Source organism: Paenibacillus sp. MSJ-34 (assembly GCF_018918005.1).
GTDB lineage: Bacteria > Bacillota > Bacilli > Paenibacillales > Paenibacillaceae > MSJ-34.
Genome location: NZ_JAHLPR010000020.1, coordinates 73,466 through 97,235, shown reverse-complemented (window position 1 = coordinate 97,235; position 23,770 = coordinate 73,466). Strand labels below are relative to the sequence as shown.

The 23,770-nt window shown below is 50.9% G+C and carries 22 protein-coding genes and 2 pseudogenes; 11 read left to right on the top strand and 13 right to left on the bottom strand.

Annotation, left to right across the window (positions count from 1 at the left end; genetic code table 11):
- Window positions 1-199: 199 nt before the first annotated feature.
- From KQI79_RS12010 to KQI79_RS11985, 6 genes and pseudogenes are all read left to right on the top strand, one after another.
- Window positions 200-955 (top strand): MerR family transcriptional regulator, encoded by a 756-nt coding sequence (locus tag KQI79_RS12010; protein ID WP_216538471.1) that lies wholly within the window; start codon window positions 200-202, stop codon window positions 953-955.
- Window positions 952-1,908, top strand: coding sequence for an ABC transporter ATP-binding protein (locus tag KQI79_RS12005; RefSeq protein WP_216538470.1), 957 nt, complete (start codon window positions 952-954; stop codon window positions 1,906-1,908). Before KQI79_RS12010 ends, KQI79_RS12005 begins: the two co-directional genes overlap by 4 nt.
- Window positions 1,883-2,617, top strand: a complete 735-nt coding sequence (locus KQI79_RS12000; protein ID WP_216538469.1) for an ABC transporter permease — start codon at window positions 1,883-1,885, stop codon at window positions 2,615-2,617. The genes KQI79_RS12005 and KQI79_RS12000 overlap by 26 nt, the downstream gene beginning before the upstream one ends.
- A 78-nt stretch (window positions 2,618-2,695) precedes the next feature.
- Window positions 2,696-2,821 (top strand): annotated as a pseudogene (locus tag KQI79_RS11995) (antibiotic biosynthesis monooxygenase family protein); the annotation flags it as partial.
- 258 nt (window positions 2,822-3,079) lie between these two features.
- Complete coding sequence (locus KQI79_RS11990) at window positions 3,080-4,027, top strand: phosphotransferase family protein (protein ID WP_216538468.1); 948 nt, start codon at window positions 3,080-3,082, stop codon at window positions 4,025-4,027.
- A gap of 21 nt (window positions 4,028-4,048) precedes the next feature.
- Window positions 4,049-4,444: a glyoxalase superfamily protein gene (locus KQI79_RS11985; protein ID WP_253298101.1), complete on the top strand. Its 396-nt coding sequence runs from the start codon at window positions 4,049-4,051 to the stop codon at window positions 4,442-4,444.
- Between the two features lie 35 nt (window positions 4,445-4,479).
- On the opposite strand, the gene KQI79_RS11980 is transcribed toward KQI79_RS11985, so the two are convergent.
- The 9 genes from KQI79_RS11980 to KQI79_RS11940 all read right to left on the bottom strand — a co-directional run bounded on the left by KQI79_RS11980 (window position 4,480) and on the right by KQI79_RS11940 (window position 12,587).
- Window positions 4,480-4,905: a hypothetical protein gene (locus KQI79_RS11980; RefSeq protein ID WP_230192353.1), complete on the bottom strand. Its 426-nt coding sequence runs from the start codon at window positions 4,903-4,905 to the stop codon at window positions 4,480-4,482.
- A 170-nt stretch (window positions 4,906-5,075) separates the two neighbouring features.
- Entirely contained in the window at window positions 5,076-5,498 is a 423-nt protein-coding gene (locus KQI79_RS11975; protein WP_216538467.1) for a DUF1801 domain-containing protein, read from the bottom strand.
- A gap of 16 nt (window positions 5,499-5,514) precedes the next feature.
- Window positions 5,515-6,672: an N-acetylglucosamine-6-phosphate deacetylase gene (nagA, locus tag KQI79_RS11970; RefSeq protein WP_216538466.1), complete on the bottom strand. Its 1,158-nt coding sequence runs from the start codon at window positions 6,670-6,672 to the stop codon at window positions 5,515-5,517.
- 121 nt (window positions 6,673-6,793) lie between these two features.
- Entirely contained in the window at window positions 6,794-7,162 is a 369-nt protein-coding gene (gene mnhG, locus KQI79_RS11965) for a monovalent cation/H(+) antiporter subunit G (protein ID WP_216538479.1), read from the bottom strand.
- Window positions 7,143-7,436 carry a Na(+)/H(+) antiporter subunit F1 gene (locus KQI79_RS11960; RefSeq protein WP_216538465.1) on the bottom strand — a complete coding sequence of 98 codons (294 nt, stop codon included), beginning with the start codon at window positions 7,434-7,436 and terminating at the stop codon, window positions 7,143-7,145. The genes mnhG and KQI79_RS11960 overlap by 20 nt, the downstream gene beginning before the upstream one ends.
- The gene (locus KQI79_RS11955; protein WP_216538464.1) at window positions 7,433-7,912 is read right to left on the bottom strand and encodes a Na+/H+ antiporter subunit E; all 480 of its coding nucleotides are present in this window, start codon (window positions 7,910-7,912) and stop codon (window positions 7,433-7,435) included. The genes KQI79_RS11960 and KQI79_RS11955 overlap by 4 nt, the downstream gene beginning before the upstream one ends.
- The gene (locus tag KQI79_RS11950) at window positions 7,851-9,398 is read right to left on the bottom strand and encodes a Na+/H+ antiporter subunit D (protein WP_216538463.1); all 1,548 of its coding nucleotides are present in this window, start codon (window positions 9,396-9,398) and stop codon (window positions 7,851-7,853) included. The genes KQI79_RS11955 and KQI79_RS11950 overlap by 62 nt, the downstream gene beginning before the upstream one ends.
- Complete coding sequence (locus KQI79_RS11945; protein WP_216538462.1) at window positions 9,391-9,729, bottom strand: Na(+)/H(+) antiporter subunit C; 339 nt, start codon at window positions 9,727-9,729, stop codon at window positions 9,391-9,393. The genes KQI79_RS11950 and KQI79_RS11945 overlap by 8 nt, the downstream gene beginning before the upstream one ends.
- 2 nt (window positions 9,730-9,731) lie before the next feature.
- Entirely contained in the window at window positions 9,732-12,587 is a 2,856-nt protein-coding gene (locus KQI79_RS11940; protein WP_216538461.1) for a Na+/H+ antiporter subunit A, read from the bottom strand.
- Between the two features lie 136 nt (window positions 12,588-12,723).
- Between KQI79_RS11940 and KQI79_RS11935 the strand changes: the two genes are divergently transcribed.
- The 4 genes from KQI79_RS11935 to KQI79_RS11920 all read left to right on the top strand — a co-directional run bounded on the left by KQI79_RS11935 (window position 12,724) and on the right by KQI79_RS11920 (window position 16,784).
- A complete protein-coding gene (locus tag KQI79_RS11935) occupies window positions 12,724-12,972 on the top strand; it encodes a hypothetical protein (protein ID WP_216538460.1) in 249 nt (82 codons plus the stop codon).
- Between the two features lie 156 nt (window positions 12,973-13,128).
- Complete coding sequence (locus tag KQI79_RS11930) at window positions 13,129-14,301, top strand: ROK family transcriptional regulator (protein ID WP_216538459.1); 1,173 nt, start codon at window positions 13,129-13,131, stop codon at window positions 14,299-14,301.
- A gap of 18 nt (window positions 14,302-14,319) precedes the next feature.
- Window positions 14,320-15,600, top strand: a complete 1,281-nt coding sequence (locus KQI79_RS11925) for a glycoside hydrolase family protein (protein ID WP_216538458.1) — start codon at window positions 14,320-14,322, stop codon at window positions 15,598-15,600.
- Window positions 15,601-15,602: 2 nt separating this feature from the next.
- The gene (locus tag KQI79_RS11920; protein ID WP_216538457.1) at window positions 15,603-16,784 is read left to right on the top strand and encodes an MFS transporter; all 1,182 of its coding nucleotides are present in this window, start codon (window positions 15,603-15,605) and stop codon (window positions 16,782-16,784) included.
- Between the two features lie 64 nt (window positions 16,785-16,848).
- Here KQI79_RS11920 and speD read toward each other — a convergent pair whose 3' ends face one another.
- Window positions 16,849-17,646, bottom strand: coding sequence for an adenosylmethionine decarboxylase (speD, locus tag KQI79_RS11915; RefSeq protein ID WP_216538456.1), 798 nt, complete (start codon window positions 17,644-17,646; stop codon window positions 16,849-16,851).
- Between the two features lie 474 nt (window positions 17,647-18,120).
- On the opposite strand from speD, the gene KQI79_RS11910 reads away from it, so the two are divergent.
- Window positions 18,121-19,134, top strand: coding sequence for a methyltransferase domain-containing protein (locus tag KQI79_RS11910; RefSeq protein WP_216538455.1), 1,014 nt, complete (start codon window positions 18,121-18,123; stop codon window positions 19,132-19,134).
- Between the two features lie 84 nt (window positions 19,135-19,218).
- Here the strand turns inward: KQI79_RS11910 and KQI79_RS11905 are convergent, their stop codons facing one another.
- From KQI79_RS11905 to KQI79_RS27580, 3 genes and pseudogenes are all read right to left on the bottom strand, one after another.
- Window positions 19,219-20,700: an MDR family MFS transporter gene (locus KQI79_RS11905; protein WP_216538454.1), complete on the bottom strand. Its 1,482-nt coding sequence runs from the start codon at window positions 20,698-20,700 to the stop codon at window positions 19,219-19,221.
- Window positions 20,701-21,486: 786 nt separating this feature from the next.
- Window positions 21,487-22,323 (bottom strand): aminoglycoside adenylyltransferase domain-containing protein, encoded by an 837-nt coding sequence (locus KQI79_RS27585; protein WP_367398172.1) that lies wholly within the window; start codon window positions 22,321-22,323, stop codon window positions 21,487-21,489.
- A 21-nt stretch (window positions 22,324-22,344) separates the two neighbouring features.
- A pseudogene (locus KQI79_RS27580) lies at window positions 22,345-23,214 on the bottom strand (aminoglycoside 6-adenylyltransferase); the annotation flags it as partial.
- Window positions 23,215-23,770 lie beyond the last annotated feature (556 nt).

The window sequence follows — 23,770 nt, the reverse complement described above, 5'->3', positions numbered from 1 at the left end:
TTCATGAAAATCACCCAATTCATTAGAAATAAAAAAAGCCTTCTCGGCGATTATTGGGGTGATTTTGAAAAGTCAAGAGGAATGTTTGTTCGCACCCCATGTTTGGGGGTGAAACAATAGAAGACCCTAGCTAGGAAGCTAGAGTCTGCAACGGAATGTGAATTCCGAGAAGCTTATAGATGAATAAAGGGGTGAAAAAATGTACTCAATCGGTCAATTGTCCAAAAAAACGGGGGTCACGGTCAGAACGCTCGACTATTACGACGAAATCGGCCTGGTCGTTCCTTCCTCCTCCACAGACGGAGGCCATCGCTTATATAGCGAGAACGACGTTCTACGATTGGAACAGGTTTTGGCTCTGAAGTATATGGGCTTTCCCTTGCGGCAAATCAAGAAGATTTTAAAAGAGTCTACCGTATCGTGGCAGCAATCGATCGCTCAGCAATTAGGAATGGTGAAACAGCAGCAAATCCGGCTGCAGGCGCTTGAAAGAGCTTTGGAAGGCGTCCTCTACTCGATAGAATTCGAGGGTGAAGTGAAGTGGCCGATCGTTTTTGAAACGATCCGCTTGTTTCATCATGACCCGGAGATCGCCTTCCGTATGTTAAACAAATATTTTCCCTGCGAAGAGACCGAGGAAATACTTCGTTTGAACGATCGATTGACGAAAGAAGAACTGCGCGGATGGTTTCATATTATTCAGGACATTCAAGCCCATCTCCATGAGGACCCCGGCTCGGATCTAGCCCAGGCCTTGGCCGATAAATGGCTGGACCAAGTACGGAGCATGTTCGGAACGGATGAATCCCGCCTGGATAAAATGTGGGAGGTTGTCAAAGACCGGAAGGACGGCATCCCTTTCTACCCGTTGAATGCGGAAGTCGTTCATTTCATCGAACGTGCGATGGCGATTAAGGAGCAGCGTAACGAAGCGCAGGCGGAGGTGGAGCGATGATCCTTGACGTGAACGGGTTAACGAAAATATTCCCCGGACCGAACCGGACGCAAGTTGTCGCCAACGACCGGCTTACCTTTCAGATCGGGGAAGGAGAAATTTTTGGATTGTTAGGGCATAACGGGGCCGGAAAAACGACGATCGTCAATCAAATTTTAGGTTTATTAACTCCTGACGACGGTGAAATCACTTTAATGGGTAAATCGGTTATCACATCGCCAATGCACGCAAGAGCGATCTGTTCAGTACAGCCTCAATCGCAAGTGTCATTAGGATTCCTTACGCCGACGCAGGCCGTTACGCTTATGGGAAAAATGCGGGCGGGATCCAAATTTGATCCGAAGCGGATGAACAGATTGTTCGACATGTTGGATATGGGCGAATGGGCAAACAAAGAAGGCCAAAAACTGTCGGGCGGCATCCGCAGGTTGACGGCTTTTTGCATGGCGGTCATCACCCCTGGCAAATTGGTCATCCTTGACGAGCCGACCAACGATGTCGATCCCGTTCGCAGACGTTATCTATGGCAAGCGATTCGGGAAATAACCCGCGATGGAACTTCCGTCATTTTAGTAACGCATAATGTCGTTGAAGCCGAGAAGGCAGTCGATCGAATTGCGATCTTGGATAAAGGAAAGTTTCTCGCGCAAGGGACGCCTTCCGAAATCAAAAGCGCCGTCAGCGATCGAATGCGGCTGGAGATTCGATGGAATAAAGAGTTGGCCGATTCCGATATGCCGGATTGGGCACGCATCACTTATCGCAACGGCAATCAGATGCTATGCTCCCTTCAACCTTCTTTGGCGCCGCTTGCGATTCGTTGGGCGGCGGAACAAGTCGATCAAGGCTTTATTCTGGATTATTCCTTATCCCCCACGACGATGGAAGATGTATATATCGAATTGACTGTCGGAAAGGAGAAGTCCAATGAGCCATCTGTTCAATCAGTATAAATACGTGTTTCAAATGCAGTTTCTTAGAAATTCGGGATATTTGTTTTTCTTTGCTCTCATTCAAATTTTGCTGGCGATCGGAATTGTCATCGGGCTTACTTATATCATTCCCGACCCGAGTCCGGACAGCATCCTGTTTCTGGCGACCGGTGCGCCTACGCTCATTTTGATCGTGACCGGAATGGTTATTTTGCCGCAGCAAATCGGTACGGCGAAATCGGACGGATTCATGGAGTTTATGCGGACGTGGCCGATCCATCGCGGGATCATTCTTGGAGCGGATACGACGTTATGGCTATGCATTACGATTCCGGCAATCGCCGTTTCTTCCGTCGTCGCGCATTTGATGTTTCAACCCGGATACGATGTATCTTGGACCGTCATTCCAGCCCTTCTTATGATTGCATTAACTTCGATTGGCGTCGGATACGGCCTGTCCTACCTCCTATCCCCGGAAAATTCGCTTGCGATTTCCCAGGTGATCGTGTTTGGCGCGCTTATGTTTTCACCGGTCAATTTCCCGATGGAGCGATTGCCGGAATGGCTTCAAGCATTGCATCAAGTGTTGCCGATCTACTCTATGGCGGAAGTGATGCGATCCTCTTTGGCCGCCTCTGCCTTCACGGCCAGTACGGGCAACTATATCAATTTGCTTCTATGGTGTATAGCAGGCTACGGAGGCGCTATTTATATTTTAAATAAAAAATAAGTATACTGGATCTGTGCAACCTATTGGATCATGGAAGGAGAACGCCGCTTTGGACGAAATTGCAAAAGGAACGAACGGATGTATTATGCGGTTATTTTTACAAGCAAACGAACTCCGGGAGATCGCGGTTACAGTGCGATGGCCGACAAAATGGAGCAGCTTGCCTCCCGGCAGCCCGGCTTCCTAGGCGTGGAAAGCGTAAGGATTCGGCGGGAGTCGGCGATACAGCCGTAGATCGCCGGGAATACATGTACGATTGCAGGCTTTCCTCCCAAGCGGAGGGCTGACGACCCGTCGGGCTGCTAACGAAACGTATATACGCTAATCGCCTGTAAATCGCCTTGTTGCTGGTGTCACGAAACTATAACGGTGGCGAATTATGAAATTGATCTGATCGCAGTCTTATTCCGTATGTTATAATTTGGGATGAATCATACAGACGCTCCCCAGGAGGCCATAACAATGAACAAAATAACCACCGTCCTGAAACATCATTATGACATCGATGCGATAGACGTTTCGCCGCAGCAAGGCGGCTGGTCGGCGCTCGCCTATAAAGTGACAGGCAACGGGCATGCCTGCTTCTTAAAGGTATATGAAAAAAGCAGAGCCTCCACCCCGAAATGGACGGCATTAATCGACCAATATGTGCCGATCTTGATTTGGCTTTTCCGCCATAGCGGCTTAAAGGGCAAAATTCCCGTACCATTGCCGACAAATTCCGGCCAATATAAATGTGAAGACGACGATGGCATTTATTTGCTTTATGACTATATCGAGGGGGAGACGATCGGCGACCGCGCCCTAACCGCGGAGCAAGTTGAAGAACTCGCGCGCATCGTCGCAGAGCTTCATCGTTACGGGGAAGACATCCCTCTCGACACGGATGCGATCAAGGAACATTTCGAAGTGCCGTTCTTGCGGCAGCTTAGGAACGCGTTGAGTAATGAGTTTCATCATATTCCTAACGATATACAATTATTGATAACCCCTTATACGGATCGATTCATAGAGTTGGCCGATACCGTTGATCGTCTGTCTGTTCGTTTGAGGAACAGCAATGTAAAAATGACTCTCTGCCACACCGATATTCATCCTTGGAATTTGATGCAATCCGGGCGGCGGCTGCTGCTGATCGATTGGGAAGGTTTGAAATTGGCGCCTGTTGAAGCGGATATGATGTTTTTCGTTGAAGAGCCGTACTATGATGAATTTATGAGCGTCTACCGGAAATATCATAAAAGCTATGCGATCAATCCCGATGCCCTGCAGTTTTATCAATGGAGACGAAAATTGGAAGATATATGGGAATGGCTGGAGCAACTGCTGTTTGACAGTCAAAATGCGGAAGAAAGAAAGGTAACCGTAAATTATTTAACGCAAGAACTGAAAACGATCATGGATCATTGATCTGTAGTGAAAGGAGAAACTATGAGTGCATCTGAAATAAAAATGAGTTCCGTCATCCCGATCCTGCGTATATTCGATGAAGGAAAGGCAAAGGAATTTTACTTGCGATTTTTACCGTTTACGTTGGATTGGGAGCATCGATTCGAGGCAAACTTGCCGTTATATATGCAAATCTCCTTTCAAGACTGTATCTTGCATCTTTCAGAGCATCATGGGGATTGCTGTCCCGGTTCCGCCATTCGAATTCAGGTCGACAATATCGAGGAATTGCATCGAACAATGATTTCCCGAGAGTATCCGTTCGCTCGCCCCGGGATCGAAACGACGCCATGGGATACGTTGGAACTTTGTGTCATCGATCCGTTCGGGAACCGAATTCTGTTCTATCAAGAGATTTCTCCCGACGAAGAACGATAGGCGTCAAAAGGGAAGCGAACGGATAGTCTTTTTTACTAAGATCGCTGCCGCATACGCATGAGCGCCGTCGCCAACATTCCCGCCGCAAGGCCCCAAATCGCATTGGTGACGAGAACGCCGACGATTCCGAACGGGTTGGTCAAAGGTCCTTGCAGCTGACCGGTAAGGATCGGCGATAGAACGGCGCTCACGACGATGGCGAATACGCCGTAGGAAATCCCGACCAGCAGCAAAGTAAGTAGAGGTTGCGTTACACGTGCGAATACAACGGCAGCGATCCAAACGGCGGTAATGACGATCGTTGCCGCAATGCTGGCGAAGGGCTGTCCGATCGCCTCCAGCCAGCCCAGCATGCTCATGACCGGCCGCAATAAGGCCAAGGCGCCGAGCCCCGCAATGAGCGGCCATTGCCGCTTTGCTTCCCCGAACGATTTCGTTGATTCACGATATGAATATGCCATTCCATATCCACTCCTTATCCGTCATTCGTTGCAACGAGTTCCCTTATCGAAGCGTCACTCGCTCAACATATCATCATTTTACCAGCAACATGTTGTGAACTTATGACGAACCGGTACGGGTTCGATGAAATTGGAATAACGAATAAAGAAGCGCTTGAAGGCAGAGCAGATTATGGATTCGGATAGCTTGCCCGAAGAAACGCGACGGATTGTGTAATTAACGCCCGCAACACATCGACATCGATATCCGCGATTTTATTAATATAAACGCAAGCCTTCCCCGCCGTATGTTTTCCGAGTCTCTGCAATAATTGTTCCCGTTTCGTGTCGCCCGTCGCAAAGTACAAGCTGATTTTGCTTTTGCGGGGCGAGAAGCCGACCAGCGGCGCATCGCCTTCGTGGCCGGAATCGTATTTATAATGATAGGAGCCGAACCCGATTATGCTCGGTCCCCACATTTTCGCTTCATACCCTGTCGTTTCCGTGAAAATATCGAGCAGCCGATAAGCGTCCTCGCGTTTTTTGACATTTTCGACGCTTTCGATAAACTCGATGACGCTGTTCTCTGTTTGCTTTGTTTTCAATTCGTACAAATGCGATCCCTCCCCTTTATCCGGAATGTACGATTCGCCCTTGCACCATCGTCCATTGCACGTCAAACCGCTCGTCGAGCAATGCGAGATCGGCTTGGCAACCGGGAGCGATCCGGCCCGTGCGCGGGTTTCCAAGAATGTCCGCCGGCGTGGTCGAAGCCATTTGCACGGCATCGGTCAAAGGAATGCCGAGCTCGACCGCCAATTGCAGCGATTGATTCATCGTAATGGTGCTCGATGCCAGCGTTCCGTCTTTCAAACGGGCGATCCCGCCGACAACCTCGACTTGATGACCTCCGAACGTATAAATGCCGTCGCCCAATCCCATCGCTTGCAGCGCGTCCGTAATCAATACCATCTTCTGCGCTCCTTTCATGCGATGCATCATGCGTACGATCGCAGGATGCAGGTGGACGTTATCCACAATCGCTTGAAGGCTCACATGCTCTTCCTCGAAAGCGGCGACGATCAGGCCGGGATCGCGATGGTGAATCGGCCGCATGCCATTGAAGCAATGCGTTACATGGCTGGCTCCTTCGGCAAACGCCCGCTTCGCCTCTTCGTAAGTAGCGTCGGAATGGGCAACCGCAACGATAACGCCACGCTCCTGCAAATAGGAAATCATCTCCATCCCGCCGGGCAATTCGGGGGCGATCGTCACCATTTTAATCGATGAACCCGCTTCCGTGAAAATTCGTTTCATTTCATCGACATCGGGATGGCGGAGAAATTGCTCGTTCTGCATCCCTTTCCGTTTCCGGTTCAAGTACGGGCCTTCCAAATGAATCCCCGCAATGACGGCTCCCTCTTCCTTGCCGGCGGTCCGCTTGACGCTGCGAATCATGCCGAGCAAATCTTCGATCGTCGAGCTCACCGAAGTCGCCAGAAACGACGTGCAGCCGCTTGCCGCGCATGCCCGCGATACTTGCTGGATGCTCTGTTCCGTGCCGTCCATCATGTCGTAGCCGTTCGCTCCGTGAATATGAACGTCGATCATCCCGGGAATGAGCATGAGCCCTTTGCCGTCGATCATCTCGCAGTCTTGAGCTTGAGCAGGAAATATCGGTCCCGTTTCGACCTTCTCGATCAGTCCGTCCCGAATCCAGACGGCAGCCGGCCATAGCACGGAATCCCCGCATATGGCGCGGACCGGATAGATGACTTTGCGATTCATCGAGTTCCCCTCCCCTTCTCGCTTCCATCTTTACGTCTATTGTAAGTTGTCTAAATGTATTTATCAAACCGATACGTTGCGATCATCGCGAGGACAACGCAAATGCCGTGCTCCGGCGAGATTACGATCGATCCTCCCCGCTGTCCCGCTCCATCGCCGCTTTGAGATCGTCCCGTACGCTTCGCCCCCATAATGGAACTCCTGACCGATATGCGGCCCGTCCGGTTAAATGCCCGGCTACCGGCGAAGTAATGAAGACGAAGACGATGCCGAGAAGGAGCTTCGCGTTGACTTGTTCCAGATGGATCAAGAAATACAGGAACGCCCCGGCCAACACGCATAGCACGCCGAGCGTCGCGCTTTTGGTCGCGGCATGCGACCGCAAATAAACGTCAGGCAGCCGAATGAGCCCGAATGCGCTTAATAAGCTGAGCAAAGCGCCGATTACAACGAGCAATGCGACGGCATGCTCAACGATCGTCTTCGCCATCTCCCCGTTCAATGACAACGCCCCTTTCGATATATTTGGCAAATGCCGTCGTTCCGATAAAGGTAAGAATTCCGATCAACAAAATAATATCGATATAGACTCCGGTTTGCTGCATCATGCATATGACCGCCACCATCGCCAGCAGATGAATTCCGATCGCGTCCAAAGCGATCATCCGGTCGGCCATGGACGGCCCTGCGAGCAGCCGATATAGGCAGCCGACCACGGCCAACGATATCATACCTAGAGATGCAAGCAGCATAGCGGATATCATGACCGGGTCACCTCCATAATCGCTTTTTCGAATGTTCCTTTAATTTGCTCGGACAGCAATGTCGCATCGTCCAAATCCATAGCGTGAATATATAAAGTGCGCGCATCGCGCGACACTTCCAAAGTGAGCGTGCCCGGCGTCAAACAGATCAGGCAGGACAAGAGCGTCACTTCCCAATCGGATGCAAGATCCGTCGAATGCGCGAATATGCCCGGTCGGACGGCAAGCTTCGGCCGAATCAATTGCCGAACGACCTCGAAGCCGGAAATTAGCAATTCCTTCAGAAACAGGAGCAGCAAAGCGGCGACGGCCCAACATTTTTTCACATAGAAAGCATGCGGCCAAAATCGCCTTAACCCGCCGATCAGCAGCATCCCGATGACGAATCCGGCCGCAAATCCGGCAACCGACCGGTCATTGTGCAGAAACATCCATATGAAAGCGATGCAAAGGTTCAGCAACAGTTGCAATGCCATTTTGCCCTTCTCCCTTCAGTACCGATTCGATATAATGCTCCGGGTGCGCCAGTCCCTCTCCTGCTTGCGCCACGAACGAATACGCCCAGTCGGCTCCGATTCCAAACAGGAGCATCACGACGAACAGGCCGAGCGCCGCGTGCTGCATCCATTGCCCGCTCCTTCTCCGTTTCGCCGGACCGGATTTCTCCCGCCCCCAGAACGCGTGCATAAAGATGTTCATCATAGAGTACAGCACGATCAAGCTGGACAGCAGCGCGACGGCGGAAAACCAGTAGAACCCTTCGCCCAATCCGCCCCGGATCATCAGCGCTTTCCCGGGGAACCTGCTCAGCGGCGGCACGCCGACCATCGCCAGCGCCGTCACGAAAAACATCCAGCCCAGCAAGGGATAACGCCCGATGAGCCCGCCCATTTCCTTCACGTCGTCGGTGCCGGCTCTTGCGGCGATCATGCCGCCCAGGAAAAAGACGAGCGCTTTGGCAACCATATCGTGCAGCAAATAAAAAACGACGCCTTGCAGCGAGTCTTTGGCGGCAACCGCCAGTCCGAAAGCGATAAATCCGACGCTCACGATCACATTGTAATTAAGAATGCGTCTTATATCGGTATACGCCACGGCGCCCAATCCCCCCAAGATCATCGTCGCCGCCGCCATCCAGCCGATCCATCGGTGCGTCATATTGGGGTCGTGATAAAAAATAAGGGTAAATACGCGGATCAAAGCGTATAATCCGACTTTCGTCAACAAGGCGCCGAACAAGGCCGTTACCGCCGCAGGCGGAGCTCCGTAAGAGCCCGGCAGCCAAAAAAACAGAAACAAGCCCGCCTTCAATGAAAATACGATTAAAAACAATACGGCGATGACGTTTACAATGCCGCCCTGCCCCGCTTCGGCGATCCGAACGGATAAATGGGCGATATTCAGCGTTCCGGCAACTGAGTACAAATAAGCGATCGCAGTGACGAACAGCGTGGATGAAACGATATTGATCAAAATATATTTCAACGTTTCCCTCAATTGCCGCCTCGTTCCTCCCAGAACGATCAGCGCATACGAAGCGATCAGCATCACCTCGAAGCAGACGAACAAATTGAACAGATCCCCGGTCAGAAACGAACCGGTCACCCCTGCAAGCAAAAAATGAAAGAACGGATAAAAATAATGCTTCTCCCTGCGCCGGCCGATGCTGCGAAACGAATAGACCAAACAAGCGGCGCCAACGACCGCAGTCGTAAACACCAGCAAAGCGGCGAACATATCCGCGACGAACACGATGCCGTAAGGCGGGATCCATCCGCCCATACGGAGCGTCTGGATGCCGCCGGTCCGGACTTGGCATACAAGCAAGCAGGCCGCGGCGATATTCGGCACCGCCGCGATCGCGCTAATCAAGCGTTGCATGGCGATATTCTCTTTCAACAATACGAGCACGACAGCGGCGCACAGAGGGATGAGCAGCGGCAGCACGATCCAGTTATTCATCTTCTTCCCCCTTCAGTTCTTCCATATTGTCTGTGCCCAAAGTTTGATATCCCCGATAGGCAAGCACGAAGAAGAACGACGTTACGCCGAAGCTAATGACGATCGACGTCAATATTAACGCTTGCGGCAGCGGGTCGGCATACGGCGCCGGCGCTTGCCCGAGCAGCGGCGCGGCGCCTGCCTTCAAGCCCGACATCGTCAGCAGCAGCAAATGGACGCCGTGCGTAAGCAGCGATGTCCCCAGAATGATGCGAAGCAAGCTTTGGGACAAAATGAGGTATACGCCGACGGCGAAGACGAGGCCGATGGCAAGCGACATGAGCAGTTCCATAACTAGATGTCCCTCCCGATCGTAAAGATAATGCTCATCGCCACGCCGACGACGGCCAAATAAACGCCGAAATCAAACAATGTCGCCGTAGCCAGCTCCGTTTCACCCAATAGCGGCAAGTGAAAATGCCCGAACGTATGGCTGAGGAACGGCGCGCCGAATACGAAAGAGCCGATCCCTGTCAGAAACGCCGTAAGCAGTCCGAACGCCATCGCTTTGCGGAAGTCGACCGGAACGACGAGATGGAACATATTCATGCCGAAGGCGATGGACAACAGCACGAAAGCCGCCGCCGTCATGAGCGCGCCGATAAATCCGCCTCCCGGTTCGTTATGCCCGGCGAAGAACAAATAGAATGAAAAAGTTAAAATGATGAAAATCGCTACTTTGGAAATGGTCCGCAAAATGACATCATTGCTTCTCGGATAACGGAAGTTCCTTGCCGGAGCGCGAAGTCCCATCGCGTGCGAATCCATCTGCAGCTTGATCATCGCGTAAATTCCCAACGAAGCGATGCCGAGCACCACAATTTCGAGCATCGTATCAAAGCCGCGAAAGTCGACGAGAATGACGTTGACCACATTTTTGCCGCCGGCCGACCGGTAGCTTTCTGCAAGAAAAAAATCGGAGATGGACGGAAACTTCCGCTCGCCTGCGGCCCCTAAAGCAAGAAACGTTACAACGGCTCCCACGCCGACCGCAATGACCGCATTGGCCAGTTTGAACCGTAATGCCGTCATTTCTTTGCTTAATTTGGGCAGATGAAAAAAACAAAGCAGAAACAGCGTGACCGATACCGTCTCGACAATCATTTGGGTCAAAGCCAAATCCGGCGCCCGGAATAAAACGAACAGCAGTGTGACCATATATCCGATCGCACCGGTGAAGATAATCGCCGCAAGCCGCGTTCGCGCAAGCGGCACGGCCATGGCCGCAACGATCATAACAGCGACGATGACCGTCTCATACAACGAAACCGGGGCGAGCTCCGACATCGCGTAGCGGATCATCCGGCCCGAGCCGAGCATCGCCAAAGCCAAGGCGGCAATCATAAACGTAAAGATGTACAGCAAATAACGGCGGACGGATCCTGTCATATAGGCGCCCGTCAGCCGATGCGCCGCACTCTCCAGCGCCCGAAGCCCGCGATCGTACATCCGATTCAGCGCACCGGGGCTCGCTTGAAGGCGATGGATCGCATCCAGCCGGCCGTACAATCGGTACAAGACGGTCCCGACTGCGACGACTCCGATCGTCATCCACAGCTCGGGCGTAAAGCCGTGCCATAAATCGATCGAGACGAGATATCGCTCCCCCTGCCCCGGCAAGCCGGGAAGAATCGACGACATCGCCGGCTCGATGAGCGAATATGACAACAGATTCGGGAACAGGCCGAACGTGACGGCAAGCGAAGCGAGAACGACCGGAGGAATCAGCATCCCTAACGGAGCTTCATGCGGCTCCCGCTTCAGCTTCGCGGCTTGCAATCGGCCCGTAAACGTTCGGAACAGCAAAATCATGCTGTACAAAAACGTAAACACGCTGGCGATCCAAGCGATTGCCGGAAAGGCCAAACTCCAGGTTCGCATATTCCAGAAGTCCATCCGCAGCGCATTCAACGCCGCGGTAAAAAACATCTCCTTGCTCAAAAAACCGTTAAGGCCCGCCATCGCGAACGTTCCGGCCAGGGCGGCGGAGAACGTGACCGGCATGACGGCCATCAGCCCTCCCAGCTTGCGGATATCCCGGGTCCCCGTCTCGTGATCGACAATGCCGGCAACCATGAACAAAGTTCCTTTGAACACAGCATGATTGATCAGATGGAAAACGGCTGCCATCGTCGCTTTGGCATAGATCAGCGGATTCGTTCCCGCTTGCAAGTGATAGGCGGACGCGGAACCGAGGCCGAGCAAGCACATAATGAGCCCCAGTTGGCTAATCGTAGAGAAAGCCAGCATCGCCTTCAAATCCTTCTGTTGAAACGCCCGGTAAGATCCGTACAATAAGGTGACCAATCCCAGACCCGAGACGATCCAGAACCATTCCGCCCGTCCGGCGAATATCGGGCTGAACCTGGCAACCAGATAGAGGCCCGCTTTCACCATCGTCGCCGAGTGCAAATAGGCGCTGACCGGAGTCGGGGCTTCCATCGCGTCCGGGAGCCAAATATGAAACGGAAATTGGGCCGATTTCGTAAACGCCCCGAGCAGCATCAGCAGCATCGCGGGAAGGAACAGCTTATGGCTTGCTATGCCTTCTAGTTGCCCGGCAATTTCCCTCAAGCTGAACGTGCCCGTCATCATGTATAAAAGAAGGAATCCGGCGAACATGGCGAAACCGCCGAAAACGGTAATGAGCATCGATTTTTGCGCACCGTATTTCGACTTCGCTCTTTGATGCCAAAATGCGATCAGCAAAAACGAAGCGATGCTCGTCAATTCCCAAAAGCCGTATAAAACCATCAAATTATCCGATAAGACGACGCCGAGCATCGCGCCCATGAACAAAAGCAAATAGACATAGAACGGCGCCAGCGCTTCTTTGGTTTGATCCAAATAATAAATCGAATACAACACAACCAGCGAACCGATTCCGGTTATGAGCAAGGCGAACAACAAGCCAAGCCCGTCGAGATAAACCGTCAGGTCGATCCCGAGCGAAGGAATCCATGGAACGGTTGCGGCCCTATTTCCGCCCGCGGCGACGGCGGGGATTCGGCTCAGGAAGAAAGCAAACAATACGATCGGTCCGGGCAATACGAACCAGCCCGCATGGATGCGCCTCATCCGCCGATACAGCAGCGGCGCCAATAGAGCAAGCGCGAAAGGCGTTATGATCGCGGCATGAAGCAATGACAAATCCGCCCCTCCTTACTAATCTTTTCGTATCCCTTAGTTCTTCCTAAAATACCCAAAGATTATGCTTCGGAACAGATCGCGTATAAAAAGCGTGCGCCCAGGGATTACTCTAAAGGGAAAGGAGCGTTCGCCTGCCATGTTATCGCGAAAAATAACGGTTTGCATAGTCGTTTTCCTGCTGATTGTGATCGGAGGAGCGGTGTTGGACCGAAACGTCCGTATTCGCTATGTTGCGCCTTCCTCGCTTACGCCGGGGGATGAAAGCATTACGGTCCGATCCTATCGCCAACAGGAGGGAATCGAAGGCTTGCAGCCTTTTCTTCCGCGCGAATACGTGAAAATGATTCGCCGTGATGCGGAACCCGAACCTAAAAAAAGGAATTGACGATAAGTAAATAAGGATGTTTTATAAACTTAAATCAAGATATTAAACCGTTTACAACGCATATCTTGTTTTATTTTTTCTTTTTATCCCTGTTTTAAGTATAGTTTATAAACTTAAGAGGTGGAATTACGACAGAAAGAAGTGTGATTACAGGCAATGGAAGTACATCTGCCCAGTACAATCCGCAAAATGAACAAGGAAATTGTACTGAATATCATTAAAGATATGGGCCCCATATCGCGTACGGAAATCGCCAAGCATTCCGGAATCACGAAAGCAACCGTCTCCGATATCGTCAAATCGCTCATCGAGGAAAAGCTTATCTTTGACGAGAAGGAAGACGCGGACGTCAGCAAACGCGGAACCAAGCTTCATTTTTCCAAAAACGCGGCTTATGGCATTGCGGTCGACTTAGGCGGAACGACGATTCATTTCGGGCAGTTTAATCTAGCGGGCGAATGCTTGGCCGAACGAACGGTTGCAACGTATGATCTTGAATCAAGCCAAGCTTTTCTGGAGCAAATGGCGGCCGATATGGAAGCCTTTATTCGCGGGTCGGGGCTGGATCCACAGCGTCTATCCTTTATTAGCATCGCTACTCCCGGCATCGTCGATCCCGCATCGGGCGTCGTCATCGAAGGCTCCCCCAACTTGCCCGGCTGGAACAATATCGGATTGGCGCAATTTTTCACCGATAAGTTCCATGTACCCGTTGCGATCGAGAACGACGTGCGGGCTTCGCTGATCGGCGAAATGTATGCGGGAGCGCTCCGGCACTTAAACTCCGCGGTATTGATCGGGATCGGGACGGGATTAGGTTCCGCCGTGCTGATTGACGGCAAAGTCATACGAGGCGCCAACAACGCCGCCGGCGAAATCGGTTACATGTTGTTTCAAACGAATCAATTGTACGATCCGTCCGCCAAAGGACATTTTGAAACGATCTGTTCGGGGTCCGGCCTGGAAGCCGCCGCTTATGCATTATTTCAACGAAAAATTTCGGCAAAGGAATTATTTATTCTGGCGGCTCAAGGCAACTTGCAGGCAAAATACGTCATTGATCGATTCGAAGATCATCTGGCCATGGGAATCCTAAATATTGTCGCGGTATTGAATCCGGAAAAAATTGTACTGATGGGCGGAGTGACGAAATCGATATCGCTCGACAGGATCAAGGAAAAAGTCGGTCTTCATACGTCCGGAGTAACCGCCCTCTCCATCGAAATTTCAAACATGCAGCATCATTCCGCCTTGCAAGGCATTGCGATTTTAGAATTGAATCAAGCTTTTCCTTCGTTGCAATTTATGAAAGACAAGCAAATATACTAAGAAGGAGCGTGTAGCAACATGCCAGGCATTCAATTGCATCCTCACGATATCGTCGATGAAGGTATGCCGCAAATTATTTCGTACATGAAAAAGCTGCAAGACGTACGCTACGTTTTTCCCGAAGTGAATACGATTTTCGAGAGAAACCCTTATCCCGTCGGAATATTGCCGCGGAACCCCGTACACGAGGTCGTCTACGGCACAGGCACAATGCATGCGATTTTGCCCTCTTACGAAAATGCGGGGCTCGATCAACGCAGAGAACCCGGCCTGTCGGCCGATCGCGACCCGCTCATGATCATCAAGGACGCCATGCGGGACGAACCGTTCGAGGTCATCCCTTGGTTGAATATATTGAACGGACATTTTGAAGGGCCGTTGCTAGCGAATAATTTGGTCACGGATGTGGACGGCAATGTCATCCCCCACTGGCTGTGCCCGAATGCGCCCGATGTGATCGATTTCTGGGAGAAAGCGTTCGTAGACTTATACCAGCGTTACGGATTCGCTACCTATATGATCGATCGGATCCGGTATCCGGATTGGGCGGGCCAGGAAGTCAATCCGAAAGGATTGTTGACTTGCTTCTGCTCCCATTGCCAAAGCAAAATGACCGGGCAAGGCTTAGACGTTAAAGCGATAAAAGAGTCGCTCCGAACCTTCGCCGCCCAATTGAAAGATAAACATTTCGACGACGCTGTCGCTTATTTCGGACAAAATACCCACATCCGGTCCTGGATCGCTTTTCGCCAAGAAAGCGTATCCGGTTTCGTAGAACGTCTGATCGCTCGGGTTAGAAAAGTGAACGACGCCTTTGCGATATGGCTGGATCTATGGCCTCCGGCGTACAGTTGGATGCTGGGGCAAAATTATGCAAGCATTACGAAGCTCTCCCCCGCTTTGAAGCATTTTCCTTATCACAAGCTGGGCGGAGGCGCCGACGTGCAAGGCCTGATCGAATATGTAGCCCATACGGAAGAAGAACGGGAAGCGGCTTTTCGGGCGTTCAAAACGTTCTTTAGCCTGCCGTACGATGTATCGTATGAAACCTTTAAGGCCGAAGGATTTCCAATCCGGTTCGTCGCCGACCAGAACAATCTCGTCCGCGAGTTGTCCGATTCCCGGACGCGTATTTTCAGCGGCATTCAAATGTGGAATCTGACTCCCGACAATTTGATCGAAGCGGTGAAAGCCGGCGAGAACAGCGCCGCGGACGACCTTCTTTATTATTGCTACGGCTGGGCCGCAGACGAGCTGTTCGACGCTATCCAACGACATCGAGAGAAAGGAACGAACTAACCATGCAAAAAATTCAACGCCCTATCATCTTCTTTTTGATTTTCGCCACCATGTTCGTGCTGGGCGGCATTCAAAACACGAAAGGCATTATATTGGAAAAAGTGCAAAACGATATCCAATTGGATATTAGCCAAGTCGGTGTCATGGTTTCCGTGTTCCAAATCGGATTTTTGCTTGCCAGTCTGATCGCCGGCATTTTGGCGGACCGCAAAGGCATCAAATTCGCCATGGGAATCGGCACCGTCCTGATGATCATCGGCTTGATCGGGACAGGCGCCGCGTATACGGTCGCTTTCTTTCTCGGATTTTATCTCATCGTCGGGCTTGGCATCGGGTCGATGACCGTATCGGTCGCTACCCTCATTCCCACCTATTTCAAAGAACGGGCGGGGGTCATCTTTAATTTGGCCAATGCGTTGTTCGGCGTAGGGATGATCGTAACCCCGCTGATCTTAAATGCCATTTTCGCTCAAAATATAAGCTGGCGCTTTTTCTATCTCGGGGTTTCGGTGATTATCGCGATCATTCTATTCGCGCTGTTGTCCTTTAAGCCCGATAAACCGTCCTCCGCTCAAGCGCAAGATAAGGTTACCGTAAAATCGGTCCTGCAATTGTTTCAAAACAGGCAAATTTTACTCGTTATTTTATTCATTCTGTTCTATGTCGCAGCGGAGGCCGGGTTTTTGAATTTCTTCCCGATTTTCTATACTTCGCTTGACATTGCAGGAATGGATGCCGCTCATAAAGCGGCGACGGCCGGATATATCATTGCAAGTTTCGCTTTCTTGTTCACGATCGGCCGTTTCGTAGGCGGATTGATCATCTATAAGCTTGGCGAAAGACGCACCCTGATCGCTTTCTCCCTGTTTGCCTTGCTTTCATTAATCGCCGGCCGGATCTTCGTGACCGACTTCAGTTATGTCATGATGTTGTTCGGTCTCGCCATGTCCGTCTTGTTCCCGACGGCGCAAGGCATTGCGTCCAAATTGACGAAGCAAGCCGGCTCTTTGCAAGGCTTAATCTATGTCGCATCGGGACTTGGCGGAGCCGTCGTCGGCATCGTCATCGGACAAGTGTCCGAAGCTTTCGGGATCGGCAACGGATTTAATTTGCTGATCGTGTTTACCGCACTCATCAGTATTTTCGCCTTCATGATTCGAACGCCGAAAGCTTCCGATCAATAAGGGCAAGCAGCCGCAACCAAGAGGCGAATACGTTTAAACGCGTTTACTCGCCTCCCTTTTCCCACTACGTATCGAGCATCTTTCCATAAAATATTTCATCCATCTCCGTCATCAACTTTTCGGTCATTTCCTTCTGCTCTTCCTCCGTTAACGTATCCTTCGTATATCCGAACAAATAATTGTCCAGTTCGAATTCTCTAAGCTTGCACTTGGTATGGAATATATGTTCCTGATAAATATTGACATCGATCATATCGAATTGGGAGATAATGTCTTCGGGGATATAATTTTGGATCGACGCGATCTCGTGATCGACGAACAATTTACGGCCGCTAATATCCCTCGTAAATCCCCGAACCCGATAATCCATCGTCATAATATCCGTATCGAACGACCGGATCAAATAATGCAACGCTTTGAGCGGCGATATTTCTCCGCAAGTGGACACGTCGATATCGGCGCGAAACGTGCTGATTCCTTCGCTCGGATGGTATTCCGGATACGTATGCACCGTAATATGGCTTTTATCCAATTGCATGACGACCGCTTCCGGCATCGGCGCCGAAGAATCGGCCGGAACTTCGACGACGGGACCTTCCGAGACAAGCACCGTTACGCTCGCTCCTTGCGGGATATAGTCTTGTTTGGCAACATTAACGATATGGGCCCCGATCATCTCCGATACGTTCGTCAATATGTTCGTCAACCTCTCGGCATTATACTGCTCGTCGATATATTCGATATACGCTTTCCGCTCTTCTTTTGTCTTCGTATAGCAAATGTCGTACATATTAAAGCTTAACGATTTGGTGAGATTGTTAAACCCGTGCAGTTGAATGCGTTGCTCCGGCATACGATTCATGTTTATCATCGCTCCCTTTTTTCATTAATATATCCTGCCGGAGAAGCGGATAAACCGTTCGCGTCTTCGGATCCATCCGGGTTTAGAACATGGCATCCGGTCGGATGGATGTGAACTTGACATCCTGAACCGATTTCATTTATCATCAGTTTAATGAAAAGCTATAGGAGGAACGCAGGCAATGATGATGATGGCCGTATTCTTGACAGTAGTTCGATCGTAAACGAACTAAATATCGCAATCCGCGCTCCCGAGCAGATTCGGCGATAAGCCGGGTCTATATTCGCATGGCTTGATTTGTGGATTCGATTCTGTCATGAACACAATACGGTCAATCGGTTGCTTCCTGACGATAGAGCAGTCTATTTCATATGCCCGCTGCTCCTGCGTCGCAAGCCGTAGATGAACGTTAGTTCGTCTATGGCTTTTTTTGCGTCAACCGGTTTTCCGCTTACTGAATTGGAGGAAAACCAAATGAACGGTATTCAATATATGGCTACATCGCTTCCGGGTCTGGAAGAAGTGTTGGCGAATGAAATTCGCCGTAAAATCGCAGATGCGCATCGAATAACAATGACGCGCGGCAAAGTGTTGTTCGTTTCCAATCTACCCATCGAACAATTGTTGAGCTTGCGGACGGCAGACAATTTATACCGGGTTATCGGCCAATTTCGCGCAGGATTACACCGCTCGGGCCTGTTGAATTTAGAAGCAAGCTGTGCCGCGGCCGATCTTTCATTTGTTGAAAGACTGCATTCCGCCCCGGACAACTTTATCGTCAACGCAAGCCGCAAAGGCAAGCATACGTTCAGCCGCTTTGAAGCCGCGGATGCGGCCATGCGGGGAATTGCCAAACAATATCCGCGCTGGCGGAAAGGGTCTCCCGAATATCACACGTTCGAATTCCGGCTCGACCTGGAAGGGGAGCAAGCTCTTTTCTCTTTTCGTTTAACGGATTCTGCCTTTCGATTCCGCGGCAAAGATCGCTTGTTCTCGCCTGCGGCGCTCCGTCCAACGGTTGCCCATGCGTTAGTGTGGCTCTCTTCCCCAGCCGCCGGCGACCGGTTCATCGACCCGTGCTGCGGTTCCGGCTCGATTGTCGGCGAACGGCTCGCCTATCCCGCCGCATCTATCCGGGGCGGCGATCTCTCGCCGGAAGCCGTGCAAGTCGCCAAAGCATCGGTACCGGCCGCAATCGAGCAATGGGACGCCCGGCATCTCCCGTTGGATCGCGGCGCGGTCAATATTGTCGTCAGCAATGTTCCGTTCGGACGGCAAATCGGCGACCGCAACGAATTGGACGGACTTTACCGCGAGCTGATGCGGGAAATGTCCCGGGTGCTTCAGCCAGGCGGCCGCGCCATTCTCCTTGCCGAGGACGGAGCGCTGCTCTCCCGCGCTGCGGAACGATACTTCTTATCCTGTGCGGAAACGTTGCGTCTCAGTCTTAAGGGGATCCAACCTGCCGTATATATATTGAAGAAATAACACACGAAAAGGGACTGTACTCGCAATCGATAAGATTACGGGTACAGTCCCTTGCGTACGATTCATGTTTCCCATCGATCGCAATTAATGCTGGGAAGCGTGAGCGTTCTCCCCTTGCGGCGCTTGCGTTCGCTTAATAAACAGCGACAGCAGCATGGCGAACACGGCAAAACCGAGGCCGACCATAAACGAATTGTGAATGCCCGCCAGCAAGGATTCCGCCAATTGCGCCGGGGTCGGTTCGGCAGTCAGCCGCCCGATATAGGCCTGTTGGCCGGTAGACATAATGCTGATGAACAATGCTACGCCGATCGCGCCGGAAACTTGCTGCAACGTGTTCAACACAGCCGTTCCATGCGGGTACAAATGCGGCGGCAGTTGGTTCAATCCGTTGGTCTGTGCCGGCATCATGATCATGGCGATTGCGATCATCAGCAGCACATGCAAGACGATCAGCGTAATCGTCGTCGTTTCCATCGAAATTCGGGTAAACAGCCATGTAATGACGATGAGCAGCACCGTTCCCGGTATGACCAGCGCGCGCGGACCGAACTTATCGAACAATCGGCCGGTAATCGGCGAGATGAGACCGTTCAGCAATCCGCCCGGAAGCAGTACAAGCCCTGCCGCGAACGTGGTCATCAAAAAGGCCCCTTGCATTAGAAACGGGAGCAGCAGCATCGTGGAGAACATCGTCATCATCGCAATGATGAGCAGCACCGTCGTTAACGAGAACATCGGAAAACGGAAGACGCGCATATCGAGCATCGGTTCTTTCGATTTGATCTGTTTAATAACGAAGATCAGAAGCGAAATACCGCCGATAAGCAGCGGCAAGTACACTTGCGGGCTGGCCCATGTCGCTTCGCCCTCCCCTTTGTTGCTGAATCCGAATACGATGCCGCCAAATCCGATTGTCGACAAAATAATGGACAGGACGTCTACCTTCGGTTTTGTGACCGGGGTTACATTTTTCAAGAACATATAAGAGAAAATGATCGAAAAAACGGCGAAAGGAAGTACGAGATAAAACAGCCAGCGCCACTCCGCCACCTGGAGAATCATACCCGACAAGGTCGGACCGACAGCCGGCGCAAACATAATGACAAGCCCGATGCTGCCCATCGCCGCGCCGCGTTTCTCCGGCGGATAAAGAACCAGAATCGTGTTCATCATGACCGGCAGCATCAAACCCGCGCCGCCCGCTTGAAGCAAACGCCCGATCAATAATACGGGGAAGCTCGGGGCAATGCCGCAAACCAACGTGCCTGCCGCGAACAATATCATTGCTCCCAAAAACATTTGTCTTGTCGTAAACCATTGCACGAGCAATGCCGAGACGGGGATCAGCACGCCGACGACCAGCATATAACCGGTAGCCAGCCACTGCAATGTAGATGCGGGAACTTTCAACGCGATCTCCAACTGCGGCAATGCGATATTTAATAACGTTTCGTTTAAAATCGAAAAAAAGGCGCCGATAATAAGCGAAATCAAGATCGGCAATTTTTTGATATTGCCCAGATCGTTCGCTTGTGAATTCTGAGCGATCGTTGCAGTATTCATGTCTCTCCATCCTAACTATAACGAAATTATGTGACTGTCCGACATTCGCTCCTTGCCGCCCGTACAAATCGGGCCTTCCTTCATCGCGTATAGTTTCTTCATCGCCTCCTACAAACGTATGTTTGCTATTATAGACAATTATTTCTTTCGATGTCAAGTTTTTTCTTGGAAAGAAAATACGGTGCCGTCATCGCGTAACCGATCTAATATCGATCGAACATGTTCAGTATAACGATCATTCATGCCATCTATTGTCATATTAAACGTTTCGATTGATTTTTCCATTGTACCAAATGAATGAACCGCCGATTTCTTAACGATTGCTATTTTTTCACGAATGTCCGTTCGAGCCGACCGGTTTCGCTTTTCTCCTCCCTCAATGCCAAAAAGCAGCTTCCCGTGCGGAAGCTGCTTCGGACTGTTGAGGACAGTGGTACTTATTTTGTACAAAATACAACATTGGAGTCCGTTTCCATCCAATTTTTAAATCTATATTGCAAAAAATACAACATTTTAGGGTCAAACCAAGGGAATGTAGCCTTTCATTCGCGGAAATGTTGTATATCGTACAACATGTCATTCCGATTTGCCTTTCAACCCCGTTATATGCTGTACTTTATGCAACTTGCGACCTTGCGAATTTGATCCGGCTCATATCATCTCCCATCATACGCGGGCATTACTCTGCCCAACCTTCCCCCACTTGCTGAATGCGCGAGAACCATACAACGAAGGGGTTGCACCGGTTTCTTAACGGCGCCGGCACGCGATGAGCGATGAACGGACCTATGAATCTTGCAACAGGGATCGGGCGTAATTGCGGAAGGAAAGCAGCTTCTCCCGATCCCACTCTTTCCCTCCCGTTTTTCTTAGTTCCTCCGTTACTTCCTCCGAAGAACGATAAATATCGAGCGCTTGCCGAATCAATTGACGATACTCATTCGGAAAATGCTTGAGTCCCCATTCCCCGCCCTCATCTTTACTATGCACTTGCTGACTGTTCTCGCTAATTAATTGAAATACGCGACAAATGTTCAGCACGCTGTAGTACGGCGTTTCCAGAATGTGCTCGTCCTCCAGGATCCATTCCAGATCGTCGAGAACGGCTTTCATGAAATCATGCCACTCCACCTGACCGAATACGGCGGGGATCGGTTGGCCGTATAGGCAAATGCCGCGCTGCACCACATACGTTACATGGCATAGTATATCGCTGTCGGTCCGCTCGCTCCCGTAGTCTACTTCATTCTGCAAAATCCTGTCGTGCCAACTTGAACTGTAATGCACTTCAAATGGGGTGGGAACGGGGATATGTCCGGCCGTTTCCGCCGTAATGACGCTTAGCTCAACGTTGCCGACCGTAGGTCTGTGAACCGATTCGTTTGCGATGGCGGCCGCAACCGTCCCGGCCAATTCGGCTTCCAATTGGTCCTTGACGACCACGATCAAGTCGATGTCGCTTTTGGGCCGATAGTAGCTGCCCATCGCTAACGAGCCGTGAAGATATATACCTGCTAACCGGTCGCCGAGCGCATGTTTCAACCGTTCTATCAGTTTTTCAACGAAACGTTTAATATCTTCATCGCAATCGGGCCAAGCTTGCGGTTCGGCCGTCGGAATCACCTCTTTATAACCTTCGGTCTCATAGATTTCCTTCGCATCCTTCGGCAACGCGCGGACATGCCTTAGATGTGCGGTTACTCTTTCGTCATCGCCGATCGGATACGAATAACCGAATCGCTCGGCGATCGGAACGGCGACGGTTCGGAACAAATCGCCCATCGCATAGAGAGATCGCCACATACGGTCGTAATTCGCGTCCGAATAAGTGCCGACATATTGCTTCCAAAGCCGTTCCTCAAGGTATTTCTCGAAATATTTGGCATGTTTGCCCGCGCTAACCGTAAATGCCGTCTCGACTCCGATATGCCATTCCAACATTTGAATCAACATGTTTCTGATCGGCCCTTCCAGCATCGCTTTGGCATATGGAAGCTCTTCTCTCCAAAGCGCTTTGGCCGCGTAGGTGCTTACCCACCAAAATTCATTGCAGCAATCCGCAAATTGCTTGGCGGACGGCGGTTCGATCCAATAATCCGAATCGCTCGCAGGCGGAAACGGCTCGATGATCCCGTCTTTGTCGAGCAGAAGTATGCTCAAGCTGTCGCGGCTTACGAGTTCGTCCGCCCGATCTAGCGGAACCAACGTAAGGTCGATGCGGTTCCCGTCCGCAAACTGCATCAGGTAAATGAACTTCCCGTCATCATCCGGAGGAATAAGGCTCATTCTTTCAGGCATTTGCATCATCATCAATTCGCCGAAACGATCGATGAAGCGGTGATCCGAAGTAAAGGACGCGATATCGTTCACGACATACACGATATCGTAATCTTGGAAACAATCTTTCTCCGCGTTCGGGTTGGCCCGGGAACCGTTCATGATGACGATGCGGATTCGCTCATCCGTCCTGGCGGCGTTTAGAATAAGTTCCATCATTTCTTGCTCGCTTCTCATATCGGGAGCCTCCTTATTCGTTTTCATATAAAGGGCAAGGACGTCTATCCAGGAGGCGGGCCGCGAGCGTTATGCGAGCTGCAGGCGCTGCAAACCGGTTATAATTGATCCCATTTTTTCTTCATCGCGATTTCTCCATTCATCAATAACTAGATTAGTTTCATTATATCAAATTGCCTCCTTACTTCGAAAATTAATTATGACTACCATTACTGAACGTATTTTGAACGCACCGAATCCTTACCTTTTTTCTACTAAAATTTTATATTATACCATTTAAAAATGAAAACAAGCCGCCATGAATTCATGTCAGCTTGTTTGTCTGCTTGCACTGTCGTTGCATTAACTTCTACCGCCCTGCTCCCCAAGTTCGCGGACACAGGAGACGCTAATTGTGACAAACGACCCGATTGCGGCCAGTTTGCGGACAGACGATCCTTTATTCGCGGCAAAAGCGTAAAAATAAGCCCTGCGATGAACGGATAACGGAACCAATGTCCGCCGAAACAGCGAATTAGCGGTTTTGACGCAAAATAACGGTCGTACGGTCCGGATA

Coding starts and splice junctions, on each gene's coding strand:
- KQI79_RS12010 (WP_216538471.1), top strand. CDS start 200: ATGTACTCAATCGGTCAATTGTCCAAAAAAACGGGGGTCACGGTCAGA.
- KQI79_RS12005 (WP_216538470.1), top strand. CDS start 952: ATGATCCTTGACGTGAACGGGTTAACGAAAATATTCCCCGGACCGAAC.
- KQI79_RS12000 (WP_216538469.1), top strand. CDS start 1,883: ATGAGCCATCTGTTCAATCAGTATAAATACGTGTTTCAAATGCAGTTT.
- KQI79_RS11990 (WP_216538468.1), top strand. CDS start 3,080: ATGAACAAAATAACCACCGTCCTGAAACATCATTATGACATCGATGCG.
- KQI79_RS11985 (WP_253298101.1), top strand. CDS start 4,049: ATGAGTGCATCTGAAATAAAAATGAGTTCCGTCATCCCGATCCTGCGT.
- KQI79_RS11980 (WP_230192353.1), bottom strand. CDS start 4,905: ATGGCATATTCATATCGTGAATCAACGAAATCGTTCGGGGAAGCAAAG.
- nagA (WP_216538466.1), bottom strand. CDS start 6,672: ATGAATCGCAAAGTCATCTATCCGGTCCGCGCCATATGCGGGGATTCC.
- mnhG (WP_216538479.1), bottom strand. CDS start 7,162: ATGGCGAAGACGATCGTTGAGCATGCCGTCGCATTGCTCGTTGTAATC.
- KQI79_RS11960 (WP_216538465.1), bottom strand. CDS start 7,436: ATGATATCCGCTATGCTGCTTGCATCTCTAGGTATGATATCGTTGGCC.
- KQI79_RS11955 (WP_216538464.1), bottom strand. CDS start 7,912: ATGGCATTGCAACTGTTGCTGAACCTTTGCATCGCTTTCATATGGATG.
- KQI79_RS11950 (WP_216538463.1), bottom strand. CDS start 9,398: ATGAATAACTGGATCGTGCTGCCGCTGCTCATCCCTCTGTGCGCCGCT.
- KQI79_RS11945 (WP_216538462.1), bottom strand. CDS start 9,729: ATGGAACTGCTCATGTCGCTTGCCATCGGCCTCGTCTTCGCCGTCGGC.
- KQI79_RS11935 (WP_216538460.1), top strand. CDS start 12,724: ATGTTATCGCGAAAAATAACGGTTTGCATAGTCGTTTTCCTGCTGATT.
- KQI79_RS11930 (WP_216538459.1), top strand. CDS start 13,129: ATGGAAGTACATCTGCCCAGTACAATCCGCAAAATGAACAAGGAAATT.
- KQI79_RS11925 (WP_216538458.1), top strand. CDS start 14,320: ATGCCAGGCATTCAATTGCATCCTCACGATATCGTCGATGAAGGTATG.
- KQI79_RS11920 (WP_216538457.1), top strand. CDS start 15,603: ATGCAAAAAATTCAACGCCCTATCATCTTCTTTTTGATTTTCGCCACC.
- speD (WP_216538456.1), bottom strand. CDS start 17,646: ATGAATCGTATGCCGGAGCAACGCATTCAACTGCACGGGTTTAACAAT.
- KQI79_RS11910 (WP_216538455.1), top strand. CDS start 18,121: ATGAACGGTATTCAATATATGGCTACATCGCTTCCGGGTCTGGAAGAA.
- KQI79_RS11905 (WP_216538454.1), bottom strand. CDS start 20,700: ATGAATACTGCAACGATCGCTCAGAATTCACAAGCGAACGATCTGGGC.